We start from the raw sequence: 19,522 nt of genomic DNA, 5'->3' as shown, positions 1-19,522 counted from the left end.
CTGCCCATCAGGTGGGTTGTCGTCCTGAGGTGGTGGCGGCGAGGTTGGTGGAGTTGGGGTTGCGGTTGCCGGAGGGCGTCGTGTTGCCCGAGACGGCCGATCCTGACGACCTCCTGATCTTGAGTAGGGATCTTGACCGGCAGGGTCCGTGGTTGGCTCCGGGGGCGATGGTGTCGTTGGGGCATGTGCTGCTGGCTGCCGGCGAGATGGTGGAGCGTGATCCTGAGTTGGTGGCGGCGAGGTTGGCGGAGCTGGGCATGCGGTTGCCGGAGGGCGTCGTGTTGCCCGAGACGGTCGACCCTGACGACCTCCTGATCCTCAGCGAGAGCCTTGACCGGGAGGGTCCATGGTTGGATTCGACGGCTGTAGTGCCGCTGGTACATGTGTTGCGGGCTGCCCATCAGACGGGGCGTGATCCTGAAGTGGTGGCGGCGAGCTTGGTGGAGCTCGGACTACGGTTTGCCGAGGGAGTGGAACTGCCCAAGGGCGTGAACCGCGACGACCTCGCTCTGCTGTTCCGTCACGCTCCCGGGAACGCGGCTCGATGGCTGGACCGCATCGACCCGGTGAGGTTGTGGGACGTGGCCCGTGTAGCACGCTCCAGTGGGCTGTCACTGGTGGATGTCGCACAACGGCTCGGCAGACTCGGCATCACCTTGGCCCCGGATGTCGTCTACGAGTTCGTGGAGCCGCGATTCGGCGAGGCACGATGACGGGGCACGGCGACGCACCGGCCTCCCCCGGTCACCCGCCCGGTCGGAACACCCGCAGGTCGCGGACCTCGTACGACATCTCACGGGTCGCCGCGTCAGGAGCCGGGTGGTAACGGCCCGCGCAGACCGACAGGTTGACGATCAGATAGGCGTGCCAGGAGTGGCCGACCCCGTGCTCGTCGGAGAAGACCTCCACGTCGTCGAGCCACCACACCACCGAGCGCGCCCCGAACTCGGTCCGCAGCGTCACCCAGCCGCCGGGGCGCACCGAAGGGGAGCGGTGGTAGCGGTGGGCGCCGCGCACGCGGTTCGACAGTTCGAGCAGGTCCGGGTTGTCGGGGTGGTACTCGAAGACGTCGATCTCCTGCCCTCCGTCGCGCCAGGTCCAGATCGCGGGCCAGGCCCCGGTCTCCTCGGGAAGCCGCACCCGCGCCTCCAGCACGTCCCCCGCGCGCACCTCGAACCCCTGCGGACTGCCCTCCGTCGTCAGCAGTCCGGCGTCCCACAGCCCGTCGCTGCGGCGGGTCGCCCGGAAGACCCCGGAGCGGCTGTACGCGGGGTCCTCCACCAGGTGGTCCAGCTTGTTGTCCCCCGGGTTGACGGGCCCGCCGTCGGGATACGCCCACGAGCGGCCGGCGATCCACTGCTCCGGGGAGCTGAAGTCCGCGGTGAAGACCGGCTCGGAGGCCGGAGGCGAGGATGACATGGGAGGCTCCCCGGGTAGGACGTGTCGTGCCACCGACGTTCTGCCCTCAGGGGCCGCCGCCATGCGGAGTACAGCACTCCGTGTCGACAAGTCGTCACGATGTGTGCGCGGCGGTGAAAGGGGGGAGCGGTCGCCATTACCTCACGCGTCATCGACCCGCGCCGAGCGCGACGGCATCGTGGTGTCCATCGGAACTCGGCCGGCGCACTCCGGCCGAGCTCCGCTTCCACCACCAGCGGTTATGTCCCCCCAAGGAGGGTGATCCGCCATGTCGCAGGCCCTGCTCGCCGGCCTCTCCCGCACCACTCGGCCCCAGTCCATGCTGCGCCGGTTCCTCGCCCTCGACGCCCTCGTCACCGGCGCCAACGGACTCGCCTATCTCGGTGCGTCCGGGCCGCTCGGCGAGCTGTTCGGCGTCGACTCCGGGCTGCTCCTCGAACTCGGCGTGCTGCTCACCGCGTACGCCGCCGCCGTGGCCTGGGTCGCCGGCAGGCCCCAGCCGCCCGCCGGCGGCGTCAAGCTCGTCGTCGACGTCAACATCCTCTGGACCGTGCTGAGCGTCGTCTCCCTCGTGGCCTGGCTGGAGCCCACCACCGCCGGGGTGGTGTGGACCCTGGCGCAGGCCCTCACCGTCGCCGGCTTCGCCGTCCTCCAGTGGTCGGCCCTGCGCGCCGCTACCCCGTGAGCGACCGCAGATAGTCGACCGTCGCCGGGTCGGCCGGGAGCATCGTCTCGATGGCCAGCTCGGCGACGGTCACGTCCGTCGGGGTGTTGAACGTGGAGATCGAGGACACGAACGACAGCACCCGCCCGTCGTGCTCGATCCGCAGGGGGAGCGCGAAGTACGGATACGGCTCCGGGTCCTCCCGGTCGTCGGGGTCCGACGCGCCCTCCGGCAGCGGGTACGCCACCACCTCCTCGTACAGGCTCCGCAGCGCGGGTGAGCGGGACAGCGCGATCTGCCGCTCCATCTGGGCCAGCAGATGCCCGCGCCACTCCCGCAGGTTCCGGATCCGCGGCGCGAGCCCCTCCGGGTGGAGCGTGATCCGCATCGCGTTGAGCGGCGGCGTCAGCAGGTGCTCCGCCACGCCGGAGAGCAGTACGCCGATGGCCTCGTTCGCCGCCACCACCGTGTACGAACCGTCCACCACGAGCGCCGGATACGGGTCGTACCCGCGCAGCAGCTGCTCGATGCCCGCCCGCAGCGTCTCCAGCTGCGGGTCGTCGAGCGTCGACTCGGTGTACCGCGGGGCGTACCCCGCCGCGAGCAGCAGGGCGTTCCGCTCCCGTACGGGCACCTCCAGATGCTCGGCGAGGCGCAGGATCATCTCCTCGCTCGGCCGGGCCCTGCCCGTCTCGATGAAGGAGATGTGCCGGGCCGAGGAATCCGCCTGCAGCGCCAGCGCCAGCTGGCTCAACCGCCGCTGCTCGCGCCAGCCGCGCAGCAGCGGCCCTACTCCCGTGTCGGTCGGGACTGTTGTCATGACCCGACGCTATCCCAGGTGTCGGCCGGGGTATCGAACCCCCGGGACCGTATCGTCACCGTGAGCAACCCCGACCGGAGGGAGTACGGACATGCCCACAGAGCCGCTGTCGCAGAAGGAGATCGAGGACCGCCTGCGAGAGCTTCCCGGCTGGTCCCTGACGGACGACCGGATCACCCGCACCTACCGTCTCGGCGACCACTTCGCGGCCACCGCGATGGTCGTCCACGTGGCGCAGATCCAGCAGGAACTCGACCACCACTCCGATCTGACGCTCGGATACAACACGGTCGCGGTGTCCGTGAGCACGCACTCCGCCGGACCCGCGGTCACGGACAAGGACTTCGAACTCGCCACCCGGGTCGAGGCCGTCGCCTCCGGCCACGGAGCGAGCTGACCTCGACGAACTAGGCTCTCCCCCATGGGGGAGACCTTGCTGGACTACGACGCCGAGGCGGACCGCTACGACGAGACGCGCGGCGGTGTGCCGCGCGCGCGGGCCGCGGCCGAGGCCGTCCTGCGTCTGGTGCCGCCCGGCGCCCGTACGCTCCTCGACCTCGCCTGCGGCACCGGGCTCGTCACCGAGCGGCTGACCCGCCCGGGCCTGCGGGTGTACGGCGCCGACGCCGCACCCGGCATGGCCCGCAGGGCCGTTCGACGCGTCCCGGGCGGGATCGTCCTCGCCGACGCCCGGCGGCTGCCGCTCGCGGACGCCTCCGTGGACGCGGTCAGCGCCGTCTGGCTGCTGCACCTGGTCCCCTTCGCGGACGCGATCGTCGCCGAGGCGGCCCGGGTACTGCGCCCCGGAGGCGTCCTGATCGTCACGGTCGACAAGGACGCGGCACACGACGTCGGCAGCGACATCGACGCCGTCCTCGCATCCCACCGGTCGTACGAGACGAGCACCGACCGGGCCGATCGGACAGCGGCCCACGCGGCCGCCCTCGGCCTCGAACCGGCCGGCGCCACCCGCTTCACCGGTCACGGCCAGGGGAACACCCCGCGCGGCACCACCGAGAAGCTGCGCCGCGGATACTTCGCCTCGTGGTTCGACGGCTCTCCCGGGACGGCCGCGGCGCTCGCCGCCGAACTCGGCACACTGCCGGACCAGGATCGCCCCCGTGACGACCCCGAGTACCGGCTCGTGTCCTACCGCCGGCCCGTCAGGCGCGGCTGAACTCCATCACCCAGTTCGTCACCCACTCCCCTCCGTCGAGGGCGAACGCCTGCTCCCAGCGCGCGGTGGTGGCAGAGATGCCCGACCAGCGGAAACGCACTCGCACGTCCTTGCCCGCGTAGGTGTCCACCCCGTGGAACTCGCCCGTGCCGTCGCCGGCCCACCGCCCCCTCACCGGCGGATCGAGGCGACCCGTACGGCTGTTGGACCAGCTCAGAGTCCATTCGCCCGTCTCCGGCTCGTACAGCCGCAGCGTCAGCCCGCTGAACCCCTTCGACGGGAAGACGATCTCGTCGACATGAGCCCGGCCGCCCCAGTGAAGACGCCCGGTGGTGTGCCCGTCGAACTCCTCCCAGCCGCTCCCGGGATCGAGGAAGTCGGCGAGGCGACGGTTGTGGACGCTCCAGCGTCCGTCGAGGAAGTCGAAGCTGTCGACGGCGCCGGCGTTGCTCATGCGCGGTCTCCTGTGGTTCCGGCCGGGAGGGAGTCGAGGACGTAGGCATCGAGGTCGGGCGCCGCCGGCGCCAGCATGTGCCGTACCCAGGCGTCCCGTTCGTGCAGGATCGGCGGGAGCTCCCAGACACAGCCGATCCAGGGCTTCGCCGTCCTCACGAAGTGCGTGGGGTCGGTGTCCGGACAGCCGAGGACCGGCTGCCCGGCGGCCGCGCCGCCGAAGTGGAGCACGTTGTCCCACACCCAGCTGTACGCGTTCAGATAGGCGCCGCTGTCGCCGCCCCTGTGCAGGACGACGAAGGTCGCGGGCGGCGTCCCGTCGGCCTCGGGGAGCAGGTCGGGCAGCAGCGCGTAGGCCGCCTTCTCGACCTCCGGCTCGATGCCCGCCCGGTCCTGGGTGACGTGATAGCGCTTGACGTGACGGCCGCCCACCTCGACGGGGGGCGGCACGAAGAGCAACTTCTCTGCGAAAGCCATGGCTGGACTGTAGGAGCGGTTCACTGACACCTTGTGTCAGTGAAGTCCAGCCGTCTGATCTCCATCCTTCTGCTGCTCCAGACCCGGGGCCGGATGACCGCCGCCCAGCTCGCCGAGGAGCTGGAGGTGTCCGTACGGACCGTCTACCGCGACGTCGAGTCGCTGCACGCGGCCGGCGTCCCGCTCTACGGCGACGCGGGTCACTCCGGCGGCTTTTCGCTGCTCGCCGGCCACCGCTCCCGGCTGACCGACCTGTACACCGGCGAGGCCGAGGCGCTCTTCCTCGCCGGGATCCCCGGAGCCGCCGCCGAACTCGGACTCGGCGGGCACTTCGTCGACGCCCAGCTCAAGCTGCGCGCCTCCCTGCCCGCCCCGCTGCGCGACCATGTCGACCGGCTGCGGGCCCGGTTCCACATCGACGCCCCCGGCTGGTACGCGGAGGACACCGACGCGCCGTTCCTCCCCCAGGTCGCCGAGGCCGTACGGGCCGGCCGGGTCCTCGCCGTCCGCTACCGCCGCTGGAAGGAGCCCACCGACGTCGACCGGCGCCTCGAACCGTACGGACTCGTCCTCAAGGCAGGCCGCTGGTATCTGGTCGCGGGCCCCGGACCGCGCACCTACCGGGTGGACCAGATCCTCGAACTCGACGTCACGGAGGAGGAGTCCGACATCCCTGACGGCTTCGACCTGGTCGCCCACTGGCGTGAGTCCCAGGCCGGATTCCACGCCCGTCTGCACGGCGGCGACGCGCTCGTCCGCCTCTCCCCGGAGGGGGCGAAGCGGCTCACGGGCGAGGCCGCCCGGGCCCTCGCCGCGAACGGCTCCCCGGAGCCCGACGGCTGGACGCGCGCCACGCTCCCCATCGAGTCGCTCGCTCACGCCCACGACACCTTCCTGGGCCTCGGCGCGGACATCGAGGTCCTGGAACCCGCGGAACTCCGCGCCCGCCTCGCCGGGACCGTCGCCCGTCTCGCCGCCCGCTACGGAACTACGCCTCCGCCACCGCGGGCCGACCCCACGCCTCCGCCGCGAAGGCCGTGAAGTCGCGGGGCTCCCGGCCGAGGACCCGCTTCACGCCGTCCGTCACCGACGCGTTGTGGCCGTCGAGCAGCATCGCGAAGAGCGCCGACAGCCACTGCGCGTCCGGGGCGGGCAACCCGAACTCCTGGAGCAGCGAGCCGTATTCACCCTCGCTCATCGGCACGTACGCGACCTGACGGCCCGACAGCCGCGAGACCTCCGCCGCCACCTCCGCGAACGTCACCAGCCGGGGGCCGGTCAACTCGTGCACCAGACCCGCGTGACCGTCCCGCGTCAGCGTCTCGACGATCACCTCCGCCAGGTCGGCGGCATCGATGAACGGTTCCGCCGTACCGCCCGCAGGGAACGCGATCGTGCCCGCCGCGACGCCCTCGGCCATCGGTCCCTCGGTGAAGTTCTGCGCGAAGAACGCGGCCCGTACGACGGTCAGTTCGGCCCCCGACGCGCGCAGCGCCTCCTCGGCCCGGACCGCGTCCGGCTCGCCGCGCCCGGAGAGCAGCGTCAGCCGCCGCACACCGTTCGCCACAGCCAGCTCGCCGAAGGTCCGCATGGCCTCGACCGCGCCCGGCGCGGCGAGGTCCGGGTAGTAGTTCACGTACGCGGAGTCCGCGCCCTTCAGCGCCGGGGCCCAGCTGGTCACGTCCTCCCAGTCGAAGCGGGTCGCACCGGAGCGTGAGCCCGCCCGCACGGTCGCGCCGCGGGCCGCGAGCAGCTCCGCCACTCGCCGGCCCGTCTTGCCCGTCGCGCTCGTCACCAGAATCGTCCGTGTGCCGTTCGTGTTCGTCGTCATGGCTCAAGACTCGCGGGATCAGGACCCGCTTCCCATGCTCCACCGACTCACTCCCATGCGCGTCCGTCTACGCTTGCGCTCCATGGACGCTCTCGCCGGACTCCTCGACGGACCGCGGGCCAAAGGGGCCTTCCTGCTCCGGATGATCATGGAGCCGCCGTGGTCCGTACGGATCGAGGACCGCGCGCCGCTCTGTCTGATGTGCGTCACCGACGGCGAGGCCTGGATCGTCCCGGACCGGGGCGAGCCCGTCCTGCTGCGACCCGGCGACGTCGCCGTCGCCCGCGGCCCGGAGCCGTACACCGTCGCCGACGCGCCCGACGCCCCGCCCCGCGCGACGATCGGCCCCGGCGGCGTCTGCACCACCCTGAGCGGCGAGCCGCTCGCCGAGTCGATGCACCTGGGCGTACGGACCTGGGGCAACGCCATCGACGGCGCCACCACCGTGCTCGTCGGCACCTACCAGATGGACGGCGAGGTCAGCCGTCGCCTGCTCGACGCGCTGCCACCCCTGCTCCACCTCCCCGCGGACGCCTGGAACTGCCCCCTGATGCCGTTCCTCGACGAGGAGATCTCCCGCGACGAGCCCGGACAGAGCGTCGTCCTCGACCGCGTCCTCGACCTGCTCCTGATCGCCGTCGTCCGGACCTGGTTCTCCAGGCCGGGCGCGCGGGCCCCGGCCTGGTACCGCGCCATGGCCGACCCCGTCGTCGGCCGCGCCCTGCGCCTGCTCCAGGACGACCCGGCCCACCCCTGGACCGTCGCCTCCCTCGCGACGAAGGCCGGCGTGTCGCGCGCCGGACTCGCCCGCCGCTTCGCCGAACTCGTCGGTGAGCCACCCATGGCGTACCTCACCGGCTGGCGGCTCGCGCGCGCCGCCGACCTGCTGCGTCAGACGGACGCGACGGTCGAGTCCGTCGCCCGGCAGGTCGGCTACAGCAGCGCATTCGCCCTGAGCGCCGCGTTCAAGCGGGTACGGGGGGTCAGCCCGCAGGAGTACCGGCGGCGGGAGTGAACCTTGTTGCAGGAACGGCAAGAATTCTCGCGTTCCGCAGCCGTCGGCCGCACGCTGACACCATGACTCACGACCACAGCACCCACCTCGACTGGGCCGCGATGGCACCGCTCCTGGAGCGCCAGGCCGAACTCCACAGCCCCCTCTACAGCCGGGCCGCCGCATGGATCGGCGACCTCGTCCCGGCCGTCGGCGTCCGCCGGGTCCTCGACGTCGGCAGCGGCCCCGGCGTCGTGTCCACCCTGCTCGCCGAGGCGTTCCCGGCCGCCGAGGTGGTCGCCGTGGACGCGACCCCGGAGCTCCTGGAGCGGGCCCGCGACCGCGCCGAGGCCCGCGGCCTGGCCGGCCGGGTCACCACGCTCCACGCCGAGCTGCCCGAAGACTTCGCCTCCTTGGGAGAAGCGGACCTGATCTGGGCCGGCAACTCCACGCACCACATCGGCGACCAGCGGGCCGCCCTCGCCTCCTTCGCCGGTCTGCTGCGGCCCGGCGGGCTGATCGCCCTCGTCGAGGGCGGGCTCTACGCCCGCCATCTGCCCGCGAACATCGGCTTCGGCAGGCCCGGCCTGGAGACCAGGATCGAGGCCGCGCACGCCGACTGGTTCGGCGAGATGCGAGCCGAACTGCCCGACAGCAAGGACGAGCCGGACGACTGGCGGACGCTCCTCGCCTCGGCCGGCCTCACCCCCACCGGCACCCGCACGTTCCTCACCGACGTCCCCGCGCCCGTGCCCCCCTTCGTGCGCGAACAGGTCGTCGCCCACTTCACGCGCCTGCGGCACCCGCTCGAGGAGCGGATCGACGCCGAGGACCGCGCGACGTTCGACCGGCTGCTCGACCCGGCGGACCCGCTCTCCCTGCACCGGCGCACGGACCTGTTCCATCTCTCCGCCTCGACCGTCCACACCGCCCGCAAGGGCTGAGACGCCCCCCGAGGATCAGGACACCGGCTCCAACTGTCACCACTGGGAGGGGGAGTCGGTGTCCTCCCACTGCCGTACGTTGCCCCCGTCGTCCATCGAGCCGTCCTCGACCTCCAGCAGCAGCCCGCTGATGAAGCTCACCAGGGCGACCGTGCCCGGCGACTGGAGATCCTGCTCGATGATCCACTCCTGGGCGCCGAAGTTGTTCGCCTTCCACTGCTGGATGTTGGCGCCGTTCTCCACCGAGGCGTTCGCCACGTCCAGCCGCTTGCCGCTGGCCGCGTTCACCAGATGGTGGAGGCCGCCGCCGTTCGGTACGGGAACGATGTGCCAGTGCTGGCCCGGCGTGCCGTTCTCCTTGCCCTGCTGCACGTTGGCGCCGCTGCGGCTCGATCCCTCGAACACCTCCAGGAGCAGCCCGCTGGCCACGTTCCGTACTCGGTAGAGCCCCTCCTCGACCGGCGTGGGTGAACCGCTCACTGCGCGAACTCCTTTTCCCTGGTGGTGAGATGGAAGGCGCGCCGGTAGGCGGCCGGGGAGATCCCGACCAGGGCGCGCATGTGCTGCCGCAGCGAGTTTCCGCTGCCGAACCCGGTCCGGTCCGCGATGTGATCGATCGTCAGATCGCTGGTCTCCAGCAACTGCTTGGCCAGTTCCACCCGTTGGGCGGTGAGCCACTGTCCGGGTGTCGTCCCCGCCTCGTCCCGGAAACGGCGCGTGAAGGTCCGTACGCTCATCCGCGCGTGCCCCGCCAGCTCCGTCAGCGTCAGCGGCCGGTCCAGCCGTTCGAGCGCCCACGCGCGCGTCGGGGCCGTGGTGGCGGTGGTCGGCTCGGGGACCGGGCGCTCGATGTACTGTGCCTGGCCGCCGTCCCGCCACGGCGGGACGACACAGCGCCGCGCGACCGCGTTGGCGGTGGCGCTGCCGTGGTCCTTCCGCACCAGATGCAGACAGAGGTCCACCCCGGCCGCCGCCCCCGCCGAGGTCAGGACGTCCCCGTCGTCCACGAAGAGCACGTCCTCGTCGAGCCGGACGCCGGGGAAGAGGGAGCGGAAGTGGGCGGCCTCCCACCAGTGCGTGGTGGCCGGGCGGCCGTCGAGCAGTCCGGCCGCCGCCAGCGCGTACGCGCCCGTGCAGATCGACACCACCCGCGTACCGGGCCTGATCAGTCCCAGCGCGCCTCGCACCTTCTCCGCCAGGCGGCCCTCGTCGGCGAGCGTCCGCAGCTCGTGCGTGGGCGGTACGACGACGGTGTCGGCCGCCGCCAGCTCCTCGGGCCCGTGCTCGGCGACGATCGAGAAACCGTCGGAGGTGCGGACCGGGGCGCCGTCCAGCGTGCACACGCGGACGTCGTAGAGGGGCGTGCCGTCGTCGTCGAGCGCGCCGCCCAGAATCCGGGAGGGAATGCCCAGCTCGAACGGGATCACCCCGTCCAGAGCGAGCACGGCGACCCGGTGGGGCGGCACAGACGCGCGGGGAGACGCCTCGGGCGGTGACACGAACGTGGTCATGGCCAGATTCTGTCACATCATGGCTTTCTGGCCAGTACCGGCGAGCGGAGGCCTCGCCGAAGCTGGAAGCGACCAGGAGACACCGGCCCGAGGAGCACCCTCCCCATGAACGACACCGCCACCGCAGCCCCCGCCACCATGCGCGCCATCACCGCCACCGCGTGGGGCGGCCCCGAGGTCCTCACCGAGAGCCGGGTCGCACGGCCCGAGCCGGGCCCGACCGAGATCCTCGTCCGGGTCCACGCGGCGGGTCTCAACCCCGTCGACTGGAAGTCCCGCGCCACCGGAGGCTTCGGCATGTGGGGCGAGACCCCGGTCCTCGGCTACGACGTGTCCGGCGTCGTCGAGGCCGTCGGACTCGGCGTCACGCTGTACGAGCCCGGCGACGAGGTCTTCGGCATGCCCCGCTTCCCGGAGCAGGCGGGCGGCTACGCCGAGTACGTCACCGCTCCCGCCCGTCACTTCGCCCGCAAGCCCGCCGCCCTCACCCACGTCGAGGCCGCCGCGCTGCCCCTCGCCGGGCTCACCGCCTGGCAGGCGCTCGTCGAGACCGCCGCTCTGCGCGCCGGACAGCGGGTCCTGGTCCACGCGGCGGCCGGTGGCGTCGGCCACCTCGCCGTACAGATCGCCAAGGCCCGCGGCGCGTACGTCATCGGCACGGCGAGCGCCGCCAAGCACGACTTCCTGCGTGGTCTCGGCGTCGACGAGCCCATCGACTACACGACGACCGACTTCGCCGAGGCCGTACGGGACGTGGACGTCGTCCTCGACGCCATCGGTGGCGACTACGGCACGCGCTCGCTGCCCGTGCTGCGGGACGGGGGCTCGCTGGTGACCCTGCCGTCGCCCGACGCCGTACCGGCGGCACCCGGGCGCGGCATCCGCACCGGCTTCACCCTCGTCGAGCCGGACTACGCGGGGCTGCTCGCCCTCGCCGAGCTGGTGGAGACGGGACGGCTCCGGCCGGAGGTCGACACCGTCCTGCCGCTGGCCGAGGCGGCCAAGGCGCACGAGCTGGGCGAGTCGGGCCGCACCCGCGGCAAGATCGTCCTGACCGTCTGAGCGTCCGCCTTCCCGGCGCGCGACGGCTCGCGGGGGGCGGCGGACATCCGGCGCCCCCGCGGCCGATTCGTGATCAGGCTCCGGCGTTGAACTCGCCCGGGTTCGGACCCAGGCGGCGGTCCTCGTCGAGGACGGCGATCGCCGCCATGTCCTCGTCGTCCAGCTCGAAGCCGAAGACGTCGATGTTCTCCTCGATACGGGACGGGGTCACCGACTTCGGGATGACCACGTTCCCCGTCTGCAGGTGCCAGCGCAGCACGACCTGAGCCGGCGTACGGCCGTGCTTCTGGGCGACGGCGACGATCGCCGGGACCTCGAGCAGACCCTTGCCCTGACCCAGCGGCGACCAGGCCTCGGTGGCGATGCCGTACCGGGCGTGCGCCTCGCGCGAGGCCTGCTGCTGGAGGTGCGGGTGGAGCTCGATCTGGTTGACGGCCGGAACGACGGAGGTCTCGCCGATCAGCCGATCCAGGTGCTCCGGAAGGAAGTTGGAGACACCGATCGCCTTCGCCCGGCCGTCGGCGTAGATCTTCTCGAAGGCCCGGAACGTGTCGACGTAGGCGTCCTTCGCCGGCACGGGCCAGTGGATCAGGTACAGGTCGACGTAGTCCAGGCCCAGCTTGTCGAGCGAGGCGTCGAAGGCGCGGAGCGTCGAGTCGTGGCCCTGCTCGCTGTTCCACAGCTTGGTGGTGACGAACAGCTCCTCGCGGGGGAGGCCGGACGCGGCGATCGCCCGGCCGGTGCCCGTCTCGTTCTCGTAGATCGCGGCCGTGTCGATGGAGCGGTAGCCGGCCTCCAGGGCGGTCGCCACCGCCCGGGTCGCCTCGTCGTCCGGCACCTGCCAGACGCCGAAGCCGAGCTGCGGCATCTCCACGCCGTTGTTCAGGGTGAGGGAGGGGACCCTGCTGTCCGTGCTCACGTGCGGTCGATCCTTACGTCGTCGGGTGGTACTCCCCACGACAACGGTCGGGGGCGTGATCGCATTCCGCCGAGCCGGGGGCCGTGTCGGTTTTCGATCACGTGTCCAGGACCCTGCCCGGATCGGAGCCGAGGTACGCCTCCCGGACCGCCGCGTCCGCCCGGACCTCCGCCGCCGTCCCCTCGGCGAGGACCCGGCCGAGGTCCAGGACGACGACACGCGAACACAGCTCCATCACGAAGGCCACGTTGTGCTCGACGAGCAGCACCGCGCAGTTCTCCTCGTCGGCCGCGTGGCGCACCACGGCCGCGAGCCGGCGGCGCTCCTCGGCGGTCGTCCCGGACGCGGGCTCGTCGAGCAGAAGGACCCGGGGCGGGTCGGCCAGCGCCCGGGCGAGTTCGACCATGCGGGCCTGCCCCACGGGCAGCGCGCCCGCGTACGAGCCGGCGAGCGCGTCGAGCCCGCACGCGTGGAGCACGGCCGCGGCGCGTTCCCGGTGGCCGCGCGCTCCCCGACGAGGCCCGCCCCGCCACTCCTGGGCAACGACCAGGTTGTCGGCCACCGTCAGCTGCCCGAACAGCTGCTGGCGCTGGAAGGTGCGCCGGATGCCGTGGCGGGCCCGCCAGACGGGCGAGCGGCGGGTGATGTCCGTTGCGGCGTACTCGATCCCGCCCGCGTCCGGCCGCCTGATCCCGGACAGGACGTCGAAGAGCGTCGTCTTGCCCGCCCCGTTGGGCCCGATGAGGCCGCAGATCTCACCGGGGCGTACGGAGATCGTCACATCGCGCAGGGCATGCACGCCGCCGAAGCGGACGTCGATCCCGTGGGCGCGGAGCAGCGCATGGGTCATCGGCGGATCCCCGTTCCCAGATAGGCCTCGGCGAGCCGGTCCGGATCCACCTCGGAGCGAGGCCCCGACCAGGCGACCTCGCCCTGAGCCAGATACGCCACGGTGTCGGCGATTCCGAGCACCTCGGCCGCCCTCTCCTCGACGAGGACCAGCGCCGTGCCGTGCGCGCGGAGCTCGGCGAGGAGAGGGAAGACCTCGTCCACGACACGCGGCGCGAGGCCGAGGGAGGGCTCGTCGGCGACGAGGACCTCCGGCGGATGCTGGAGCAGCGGGGCGAGCGCGAGAAGCTGCTGCTCCCCGCCCGACAGCGACCCGGCGTGGACCGCGCGGCGGGCGGCCAGCACGGGGAAGCGGGCGTAGACCGCCTCCCGGTCCGCGGGCGCCGGCAGCTGCAGGGCCAGGTTCTCCTCGATCGAGAGCCCGGCGAAGATCCCGCGCCCCTCGGGCGCGAGCCGCACCCCGCGCCGCGCCCGGGAGACCGGCGTGTCCCGTGTGGCGTCCTCGCCCCGTACCCGTACCAGACCGCCCGCGGGCCGGAGCAGGCCCGCGGCCACCCGGCACAGGGTGGACTTTCCGGCCCCGTTCGGCCCGAGCAGGACGAGCACCTCCCCGCCGCGCACCGCGAGATCGACGCCGTGCAGGACGGACGCACCGCCGTAGCCGGCGTGTATGCCGCGCAACTGGAGGGCGTACGGCGGCATGCCGGAACCGCTGCGGGCGCTTCGGGGCGCGGCCCCGGCACCGGCGGCGTCCGGATCGGCCGGGCGCGGGGCCGGCGGGCCGGTCCGCGCCCGAGCGACGGCACGGGTCGACGTCCGCGGGTCGGGCGGCCCGGAGGCGGGCTCCCGAGCGGCGACACGGGTCGACGCCCGCGGGTCGGGCGGCCCGGAGGTGTCGGGCCCGGAGGCGCCCGTCCCGTCGGCCCCTGGAGTTCCGGCCGCGACCGGCGCGGCGGCGGCTGCTCCGGGACCTGTCCCGCCGCCCGCCCCGGATTCCGTCCCGTCGCCCGCCCCGCCGTCTGTCCCGTCGCCCCTCCGGGCGCTCGCCCGCGCCGCCCGCCGGGACGGCAGTGCCGCGCAGTACCCGTCCGGGTCGTTGGCGAGCGCGAGGCCCGCCAGGCCGAAGAGGATCACCGGCAGATGCGCGGACTCCGTGACGTACGTCGACAGAAGGTGCGGGACCACCGCGAAGACAAGCCCCGCCACCACCGCGAACTGCGGCCGGCGCACACCCGCCGCGACGACGACGGCCAGCCACACCAGCCCCGTCATCGCCGTGAAGTCCGTCGCCGTGATCCGGGTGCTGTACGAGGCGTACAGCACGCCCCCGAAGCCCGCGAGCCCCGCCGACACCGTGAAGAGCAGCAGCTTCGTCCGTACCACCGACACGCCCGACGCCGCGGCGGCCTCCGGCGCGGAACGCACCGCGAGGATCGCCCGGCCGTGGCGGGAGCCGCGCAGCCAGGTCAGCAGTGCCACCACGGCTCCGCAGAGCACGACGAGCGCGAGCCCCAGGGCGCGGTCGTCGCCCAGGTCCACCGGGCCGACGACAGGCCGGGGGATCTCCCAGCCGGTGTCCCCGTTGCGCAGCCGGCCCAGCTGGAAGAGCACCTGGTCCGCCAGGAAGGCGAGGGCCAGTGTGGCAAGCGCCAGCGACCTGCCGCCGAGCCGCAGCGCGGGAAGCGCGACCACCGCGCCGAGCAGGGCGGCCGCGGCCGTGCCGGCCGCCGCGGCGGCCACGAACGGCCAGCCGTGGCTCATCAGCAGCCCCGCGACGAGGGCGGCGCCGGTCACGAACGTCGCCTGGGCGAGCGACACCATCGCACCGAGGCCGGTCACCACCGTGAAGGACATGAAGACCAGCCCGATCGCGAGCCCTTGGGCCAGGATCCCGCTCCAGAACGGCGTGGTGACGGTGTAGAAGGCCGTACCGAGCAGGACGGCCGCCACGATCCAGGCCCCCCATCGGCGGCCCCAGCCCTTCCCGGCCAGATAGTCGACCGGCGGCGGGTCCGCCGCCGCCGTGCCCGCCGCGCGCCGTCGCTGTGCGAGGACGACGAGTCCGGCGAAGAGGATGAGGAACGGTACGGCGGTACGGAAGCCGGTGATGTCCTCGGCGAAGGAGGAGTACCCGGCGACCAGGTTCTGGAGCACCCCGAGCCCGAGCCCGCCCGCGAACGCGAGGGGCACCGAGGCGAAGCGTCCGAGCACGGCCGCCGTCGCCGAGACGAAGAGGAACAGGGTGTAGTCGTGGGCGGAGAGCCCGAGGAGCGGGGTCGCGAGGACACCGGCCAGGCCCGCGAGACCGGACGACAGCATCCACGCGATCGAGGACAGCCGGTCCGCGCTGATGCCCCGCAGTTCGGTCAGCGAGCGGTTGTCGACGGCCGCCCGCAGCAGCAGCCCGAGCCGGGTGTGCCGCATGAGCACCCACAGTCCGGCCGCCGCGAGCGCCGTCGCGACCCAGGTGATCAGCTGGTCGGAGTCGATGCCCACGCCGTCGAGTGGCTGCCAGGAGACCGCGGGGCTCGGCCCGACACCGGGCAGCCCGAACTGGTTCTCCGCCGGCAGGACCGGGGCGCCGGCCCGCTCCAGGAGCTCGACCACCCACAGTCCGGCCGCCGGAAGCGCGACCAGCAGACCGATCGTCGCCACGATCTGCGCCGTCTCACCGACCCCGGCGAGCTTGCGGAACATCAGCCGGTCCAGTCCCCAGCCGAGCGCGGGCGCCACCACGAACACCAGCAGAAGCGCGGTGGGCACGGCCGGCCAGCCGAAGCCGGAGTGCAGCTCGTAGAAGGCCAGCGCGCAGAGATAGGCGGTGGCGCCGTGCGCGAAGTTGAAGAGTCCGGAGGCGGAGTACGACAGGACGAGCCCGGTCGCGAGCAGCGCGTACAGCGCGCCCGAGACCAGCCCGCTCAGGACGAAGCCCAGCAGGTCACCCACGCGAAGCGCCTCTCAGCCGAAGGGGATCGGCGGATAGCACCTGAACGGCACGGCCACCTCGTAGCGCCCGTTCGTCAGCCGGACCAGCGCCCCGCAGCCGAAGCTCTCCTTCTGCCCCTTGGGCTCGGCCCGGTCGCCCACGAGCGTCCCGGTGTCGGAGAAGCCGTCGGCCGCCTTCTGGAAGGACTCGACGGTGAGGTCCTTGCCCGCCTTCTCGGCGATCGAGAGGAAGAGGTCGGCGCTCATGTATCCGGTCATCATGTGCATGTTCAGGGGGACGTCCTTGCCGCCCGCCGCCTTCCTGATGTCCGCCTTGAACTGCCGCATCGCCGGGCTGTCGGCCTCGAACGGCTGGAACTGCAGCAGCACATGCACCCCGTCGAGCGCCTGCTTCGTCGCGTCCTTCGCGAGCAGCCCGGGGTCGTAGTCGGTCGGATCGGAGAGCAGGCCCTTGTACCCGGACCGCTTGAGGGCGGTGAACAGGCCGATGTTGTACGGCGTCTGCATCACGGAGACGACGGCGTCCGGCGCCCCGCCGCCCGGGCCGGAGCGCAGGATCTCTTTCGTGTACGCGGACCAGTCGCTGGGCATCGAGGTCGCGGGCACCACGGCCTTGGCGTAGGAGACCTGGAAGCCGGCCGCCTTGAACCCCTGGGTGAACGTACGGATGCCGAACTTGCCGGCGTCGTTGTCGCCCGCGATCAGCGCGACCGACTTGCCGCGCGCACCGCCGAGCACGGCGGCGAGGCCCTCGGGCCAGGTCTGGTTGAGCGTGCCGCCGGGCGTGGGGACGAGGCAGCCGTTGAAGCCGTAGATGTGCCGAGGACCGCAGAACGAGGGGAGCGTGCCCCAGCCCACGGTGGGGACCTTCTGGCCGTCGAGGAAGTCGGCTCCGGCGAAGGTGACCGAGCTCATGGGGGAGACGGCGAAGACCTTGTCCTGCTGGACGAGCTTGCGGGCCGCTGCCAGGTTCCTGGCCGGGTCCTGGCCGTCGTCCTCGGCGCCCAGGTAGTCGATCCTGCGCCCGTTGATCCCGCCTTCGGCGTTGGCCCGGTCGTAGCGCGCCCTGGCGCCGAGGTCGGTGTCCTTCTTGGAGTAGCCGCTCGCGGTGGTCATGGAGACGATGCCGCCGACCTTGATCGCGTCGGCGGTGACTCCGCGTACGGAGGAGTCGGAGGAGCCGGGCTTCTCCGAAGTCCCGCCGGTGGAGGCGGAGTTGCAGGCTGTGGCCAGGAGCAGCGCTGCCGCAGCGGCGGCGAGGGTGCGGATCGGTCGCGGCACGTCGGTCGTCCCTCCGTCGGGTGACCGCATTCTGTGACCGGGCTGATGAACCGTCAATAACTGATACAACGTCAATTGATGATGCGTCAGGAACACTTGACCGCAGCCCCGGTCAGCCGTACAGCGCCTCGACCTCGGCCGCGTACGCCTTCTCGATCGCTTTGCGCTTGAGCTTGAGCGAGGGGGTGAGCAGCCCGTGCTCCTCGCTGAACGGATGGGCCAGGATCCGGAACGTCCTGATGGACTCCGCCTGCGAGACCAGGGTGTTGGCCGCCACCACGGCCCGGCGGATCTCCGTCTCCAGGCTCGGGTCGCGCACCAGCTCGGCCGGTGGCAGCGGTGCCCGCCCCTGCATCGCGAGCCAGTGCTCCACCGCCTCCTGATCCATCGTCACCAGTGCGGCGATGTACGGCCGGTCGTTGCCCACCACGATGCACTGCGCGATCAGCGGATGCGCTCGCACGCGCTCCTCCAGACCGGCGGGCGCGACGCTCTTGCCGCCCGAGGTCACCAGGATCTCCTTCTTGCGCCCGGTGATCGTCAGAAAGCCGTCCTCGTCGAGCATCCCCAGGTCCCCGGTGGCCAGCCAGCCGTCGTTGAGGACGGCGGCGGTGGCCTTCGGGTTGTTGAGGTACCCGGAGAAGATCTGACCGCCGTGCAGCCACACCTCCCCGTCCTCGGCGATGTGCACCGTCGTCCCCGGCACCGGCTGCCCGACCGTCCCGTACTTGACGCGCTCGGGCGGATTCGCCGTCGCCGCCGCCGAGGACTCCGTCAGGCCGTACCCCTCGAAGACGGTCACCCCGGCGCCCTCGAAGAAGAGGCCGAGGCGCCGGTCCATGCCGGAGCCGCCCGACATCGCGTGCCGGACCCGTCCGCCCATGGCGTCGCGGACCTTGCCGTACACGAGCTTCTCGAAGAACTGGTGCTGCATCCGGAGCCCGGCCGACGGACCGGGGCCGATGCCGAACGCCTTGTGCTCCATGGCCTCCGCGTACTTGACCGCCACGTCGACGGCCTTGTCGAAGGGGCCCACCTTCCCGTCGCTCTCCGCCTTGCGGCGGGCGGCGTGGAAGACCTTCTCGAAGATGTACGGAACGGCCAGGATGAACGTCGGCCGGAAGGACGCCAGGTCCGGCAGGAGCGCGGACGCCGCAAGCACCGGCTGATGTCCCATCTTCACCCCGCTCAGCACCGCCGCGACCTCCACCATCCGCCCGAAGACATGGGCGAGGGGGAGGAAGAGCAGGGTCGAGGCCTCGTCGCCCGGCTTGGAGTGGAAGACCGGCTCCCAGCGGCCGACCAGCATGTCCGTCTCGAACATGAAGTTGGAGTGGGTGATCACACAGCCCTTGGGGCGGCCCGTGGTGCCCGAGGTGTAGATGATCGTGGCCACGGAGTCCGGCGTCACCGCCCGGCGGTGCCGCTGGACGATGTCCTCGTCGATCTCCGTGCCCGCCGCCATCAGTTCGTCGACCGCGCCCGCGTCCAGCTGCCACAACCGCTGGAGCCGCGGCAGCCGGTCGACCACGGAACCGATCGTCATCGCGTGGTCCTCGTGCTCCACCACGCAGGCGGTGACCTCGGCGTCGTGCAGCATCCAGTAGACCTGATCGGCCGAGGAGGTGGGGTAGATCGGTACCGACTGGGCGCCCAGCGTCCACAGCGCGAAGTCGAACAGGGTCCATTCGTAGCGGGTCCTGGCCATGATGGCGACCCGGTCACCGAACCGTACGCCGTGCGCGATCAGCCCCTTCGCGAGCGCGAGCACCTCGTCCCGGAACTGCGCCGAGGTCACGTCCCGCCACTCGCCGGCGGCGTCCTTGCGGCCGAAGGCGACCCGGGTCGGTGTCTGCTCGGCGTGGTCGAACACGGCGTCCGCCAGACCGCCGACCTGAGGCGCCGCCTCGACGGGCGGCACGGTGAACTCGCGCAATGACCTGCTCCTCGACCGCTCGTTGTCGCGCTCCGTACGGCGCGGGTGACGGTACCCCACCCGACTGACGGGCGGGAGGGCCTTCACCAAGCCGGGACATTGGGTGTTGTCACAGGTCAGGGGAGGGTGAGGGGGCAAGTGACGGGCGGTCGGGGGCCGTTACTGACCGCGCAGTAAGTAGGCCGGGCCGGAATCTCCACGGAATCTGTACCGGCCGCTCACCTCGCTCACGTCGGTCG

At 72.2% G+C, this 19,522-nt stretch carries 20 protein-coding genes; 8 read left to right on the top strand and 12 right to left on the bottom strand.

Features of this window, described 5'->3' with window-relative positions:
• On the top strand, positions 1-713 hold a 713-nt coding region (locus tag ACFY8U_RS04235), incomplete at its 5' end, for a hypothetical protein (RefSeq protein WP_389565373.1).
• Positions 714-744: 31 nt separating this feature from the next.
• On the opposite strand, the gene ACFY8U_RS04230 is transcribed toward ACFY8U_RS04235, so the two are convergent.
• Complete coding sequence (locus ACFY8U_RS04230) at positions 745-1,419, bottom strand: beta-glucanase (RefSeq protein WP_389565370.1); 675 nt, start codon at positions 1,417-1,419, stop codon at positions 745-747.
• Between the two features lie 268 nt (positions 1,420-1,687).
• Between ACFY8U_RS04230 and ACFY8U_RS04225 the strand changes: the two genes are divergently transcribed.
• Entirely contained in the window at positions 1,688-2,104 is a 417-nt protein-coding gene (locus ACFY8U_RS04225) for a hypothetical protein (protein WP_361594656.1), read from the top strand.
• On the opposite strand, the gene ACFY8U_RS04220 is transcribed toward ACFY8U_RS04225, so the two are convergent.
• On the bottom strand, positions 2,094-2,903 hold the full coding sequence (locus tag ACFY8U_RS04220; RefSeq protein ID WP_389565367.1) for a helix-turn-helix domain-containing protein: 810 nt from the start codon (positions 2,901-2,903) through the stop codon (positions 2,094-2,096). The genes ACFY8U_RS04225 and ACFY8U_RS04220 overlap by 11 nt on opposite strands.
• Positions 2,904-2,994: 91 nt before the next feature.
• Between ACFY8U_RS04220 and ACFY8U_RS04215 the strand changes: the two genes are divergently transcribed.
• Both ACFY8U_RS04215 and ACFY8U_RS04210 read left to right on the top strand, forming a co-directional pair.
• Positions 2,995-3,300, top strand: a complete 306-nt coding sequence (locus tag ACFY8U_RS04215) for a 4a-hydroxytetrahydrobiopterin dehydratase (RefSeq protein WP_361594660.1) — start codon at positions 2,995-2,997, stop codon at positions 3,298-3,300.
• Positions 3,301-3,336: 36 nt separating this feature from the next.
• Complete coding sequence (locus tag ACFY8U_RS04210) at positions 3,337-4,080, top strand: class I SAM-dependent methyltransferase (RefSeq protein ID WP_389566158.1); 744 nt, start codon at positions 3,337-3,339, stop codon at positions 4,078-4,080.
• On the opposite strand, the gene ACFY8U_RS04205 is transcribed toward ACFY8U_RS04210, so the two are convergent.
• Positions 4,067-4,534, bottom strand: a complete 468-nt coding sequence (locus ACFY8U_RS04205; RefSeq protein WP_389565363.1) for a hypothetical protein — start codon at positions 4,532-4,534, stop codon at positions 4,067-4,069. The genes ACFY8U_RS04210 and ACFY8U_RS04205 overlap by 14 nt on opposite strands.
• Positions 4,531-5,010, bottom strand: a complete 480-nt coding sequence (locus tag ACFY8U_RS04200) for a hypothetical protein (RefSeq protein ID WP_389565361.1) — start codon at positions 5,008-5,010, stop codon at positions 4,531-4,533. Before ACFY8U_RS04200 ends, ACFY8U_RS04205 begins: the two co-directional genes overlap by 4 nt.
• Before the next feature lie 39 nt (positions 5,011-5,049).
• On the opposite strand from ACFY8U_RS04200, the gene ACFY8U_RS04195 reads away from it, so the two are divergent.
• A complete protein-coding gene (locus ACFY8U_RS04195) occupies positions 5,050-6,051 on the top strand; it encodes a helix-turn-helix transcriptional regulator (RefSeq protein ID WP_389565358.1) in 1,002 nt (333 codons plus the stop codon).
• On the opposite strand, the gene ACFY8U_RS04190 is transcribed toward ACFY8U_RS04195, so the two are convergent.
• A complete protein-coding gene (locus ACFY8U_RS04190; protein ID WP_389565355.1) occupies positions 5,999-6,841 on the bottom strand; it encodes an NmrA family NAD(P)-binding protein in 843 nt (280 codons plus the stop codon). The genes ACFY8U_RS04195 and ACFY8U_RS04190 overlap by 53 nt on opposite strands.
• 82 nt (positions 6,842-6,923) lie before the next feature.
• Here ACFY8U_RS04190 and ACFY8U_RS04185 point away from each other — a divergent pair, with 82 nt between their 5' ends.
• On the top strand, positions 6,924-7,856 hold the full coding sequence (locus ACFY8U_RS04185; RefSeq protein ID WP_361594669.1) for an AraC family transcriptional regulator: 933 nt from the start codon (positions 6,924-6,926) through the stop codon (positions 7,854-7,856).
• Between the two features lie 62 nt (positions 7,857-7,918).
• On the top strand, positions 7,919-8,779 hold the full coding sequence (locus tag ACFY8U_RS04180; protein ID WP_389565352.1) for a class I SAM-dependent methyltransferase: 861 nt from the start codon (positions 7,919-7,921) through the stop codon (positions 8,777-8,779).
• A 36-nt stretch (positions 8,780-8,815) separates the two neighbouring features.
• On the opposite strand, the gene ACFY8U_RS04175 is transcribed toward ACFY8U_RS04180, so the two are convergent.
• Positions 8,816-9,259, bottom strand: a complete 444-nt coding sequence (locus tag ACFY8U_RS04175) for an RICIN domain-containing protein (RefSeq protein ID WP_389565349.1) — start codon at positions 9,257-9,259, stop codon at positions 8,816-8,818.
• Complete coding sequence (locus ACFY8U_RS04170; protein ID WP_389565346.1) at positions 9,256-10,290, bottom strand: GlxA family transcriptional regulator; 1,035 nt, start codon at positions 10,288-10,290, stop codon at positions 9,256-9,258. Before ACFY8U_RS04170 ends, ACFY8U_RS04175 begins: the two co-directional genes overlap by 4 nt.
• A 105-nt stretch (positions 10,291-10,395) precedes the next feature.
• On the opposite strand from ACFY8U_RS04170, the gene ACFY8U_RS04165 reads away from it, so the two are divergent.
• Positions 10,396-11,352 (top strand): NADP-dependent oxidoreductase, encoded by a 957-nt coding sequence (locus ACFY8U_RS04165; protein WP_361594677.1) that lies wholly within the window; start codon positions 10,396-10,398, stop codon positions 11,350-11,352.
• Positions 11,353-11,425: 73 nt separating this feature from the next.
• Here ACFY8U_RS04165 and ACFY8U_RS04160 read toward each other — a convergent pair whose 3' ends face one another.
• The 5 genes from ACFY8U_RS04160 to ACFY8U_RS04140 all read right to left on the bottom strand — a co-directional run bounded on the left by ACFY8U_RS04160 (position 11,426) and on the right by ACFY8U_RS04140 (position 19,283).
• Positions 11,426-12,220 (bottom strand): aldo/keto reductase, encoded by a 795-nt coding sequence (locus ACFY8U_RS04160; RefSeq protein WP_361595044.1) that lies wholly within the window; start codon positions 12,218-12,220, stop codon positions 11,426-11,428.
• A 148-nt stretch (positions 12,221-12,368) separates the two neighbouring features.
• Complete coding sequence (locus ACFY8U_RS04155; RefSeq protein WP_389565343.1) at positions 12,369-13,121, bottom strand: ABC transporter ATP-binding protein; 753 nt, start codon at positions 13,119-13,121, stop codon at positions 12,369-12,371.
• Positions 13,118-16,066 carry an ATP-binding cassette domain-containing protein gene (locus ACFY8U_RS04150; RefSeq protein ID WP_389565340.1) on the bottom strand — a complete coding sequence of 983 codons (2,949 nt, stop codon included), beginning with the start codon at positions 16,064-16,066 and terminating at the stop codon, positions 13,118-13,120. Before ACFY8U_RS04150 ends, ACFY8U_RS04155 begins: the two co-directional genes overlap by 4 nt.
• A 12-nt stretch (positions 16,067-16,078) precedes the next feature.
• Positions 16,079-17,347, bottom strand: coding sequence for an ABC transporter substrate-binding protein (locus ACFY8U_RS04145; RefSeq protein WP_389565337.1), 1,269 nt, complete (start codon positions 17,345-17,347; stop codon positions 16,079-16,081).
• Positions 17,348-17,459: 112 nt separating this feature from the next.
• Complete coding sequence (locus ACFY8U_RS04140; RefSeq protein WP_389565334.1) at positions 17,460-19,283, bottom strand: AMP-dependent synthetase/ligase; 1,824 nt, start codon at positions 19,281-19,283, stop codon at positions 17,460-17,462.
• Between the last annotated feature and the right edge of the window lie 239 nt (positions 19,284-19,522).

The organism is Streptomyces sp. NPDC012508 (assembly GCF_042902595.1).
Lineage (GTDB): Bacteria > Actinomycetota > Actinomycetes > Streptomycetales > Streptomycetaceae > Streptomyces.
The sequence above is the reverse complement of the archived record's forward strand: the minus strand, read 5'-3'. Positions and strand labels throughout refer to the sequence as shown.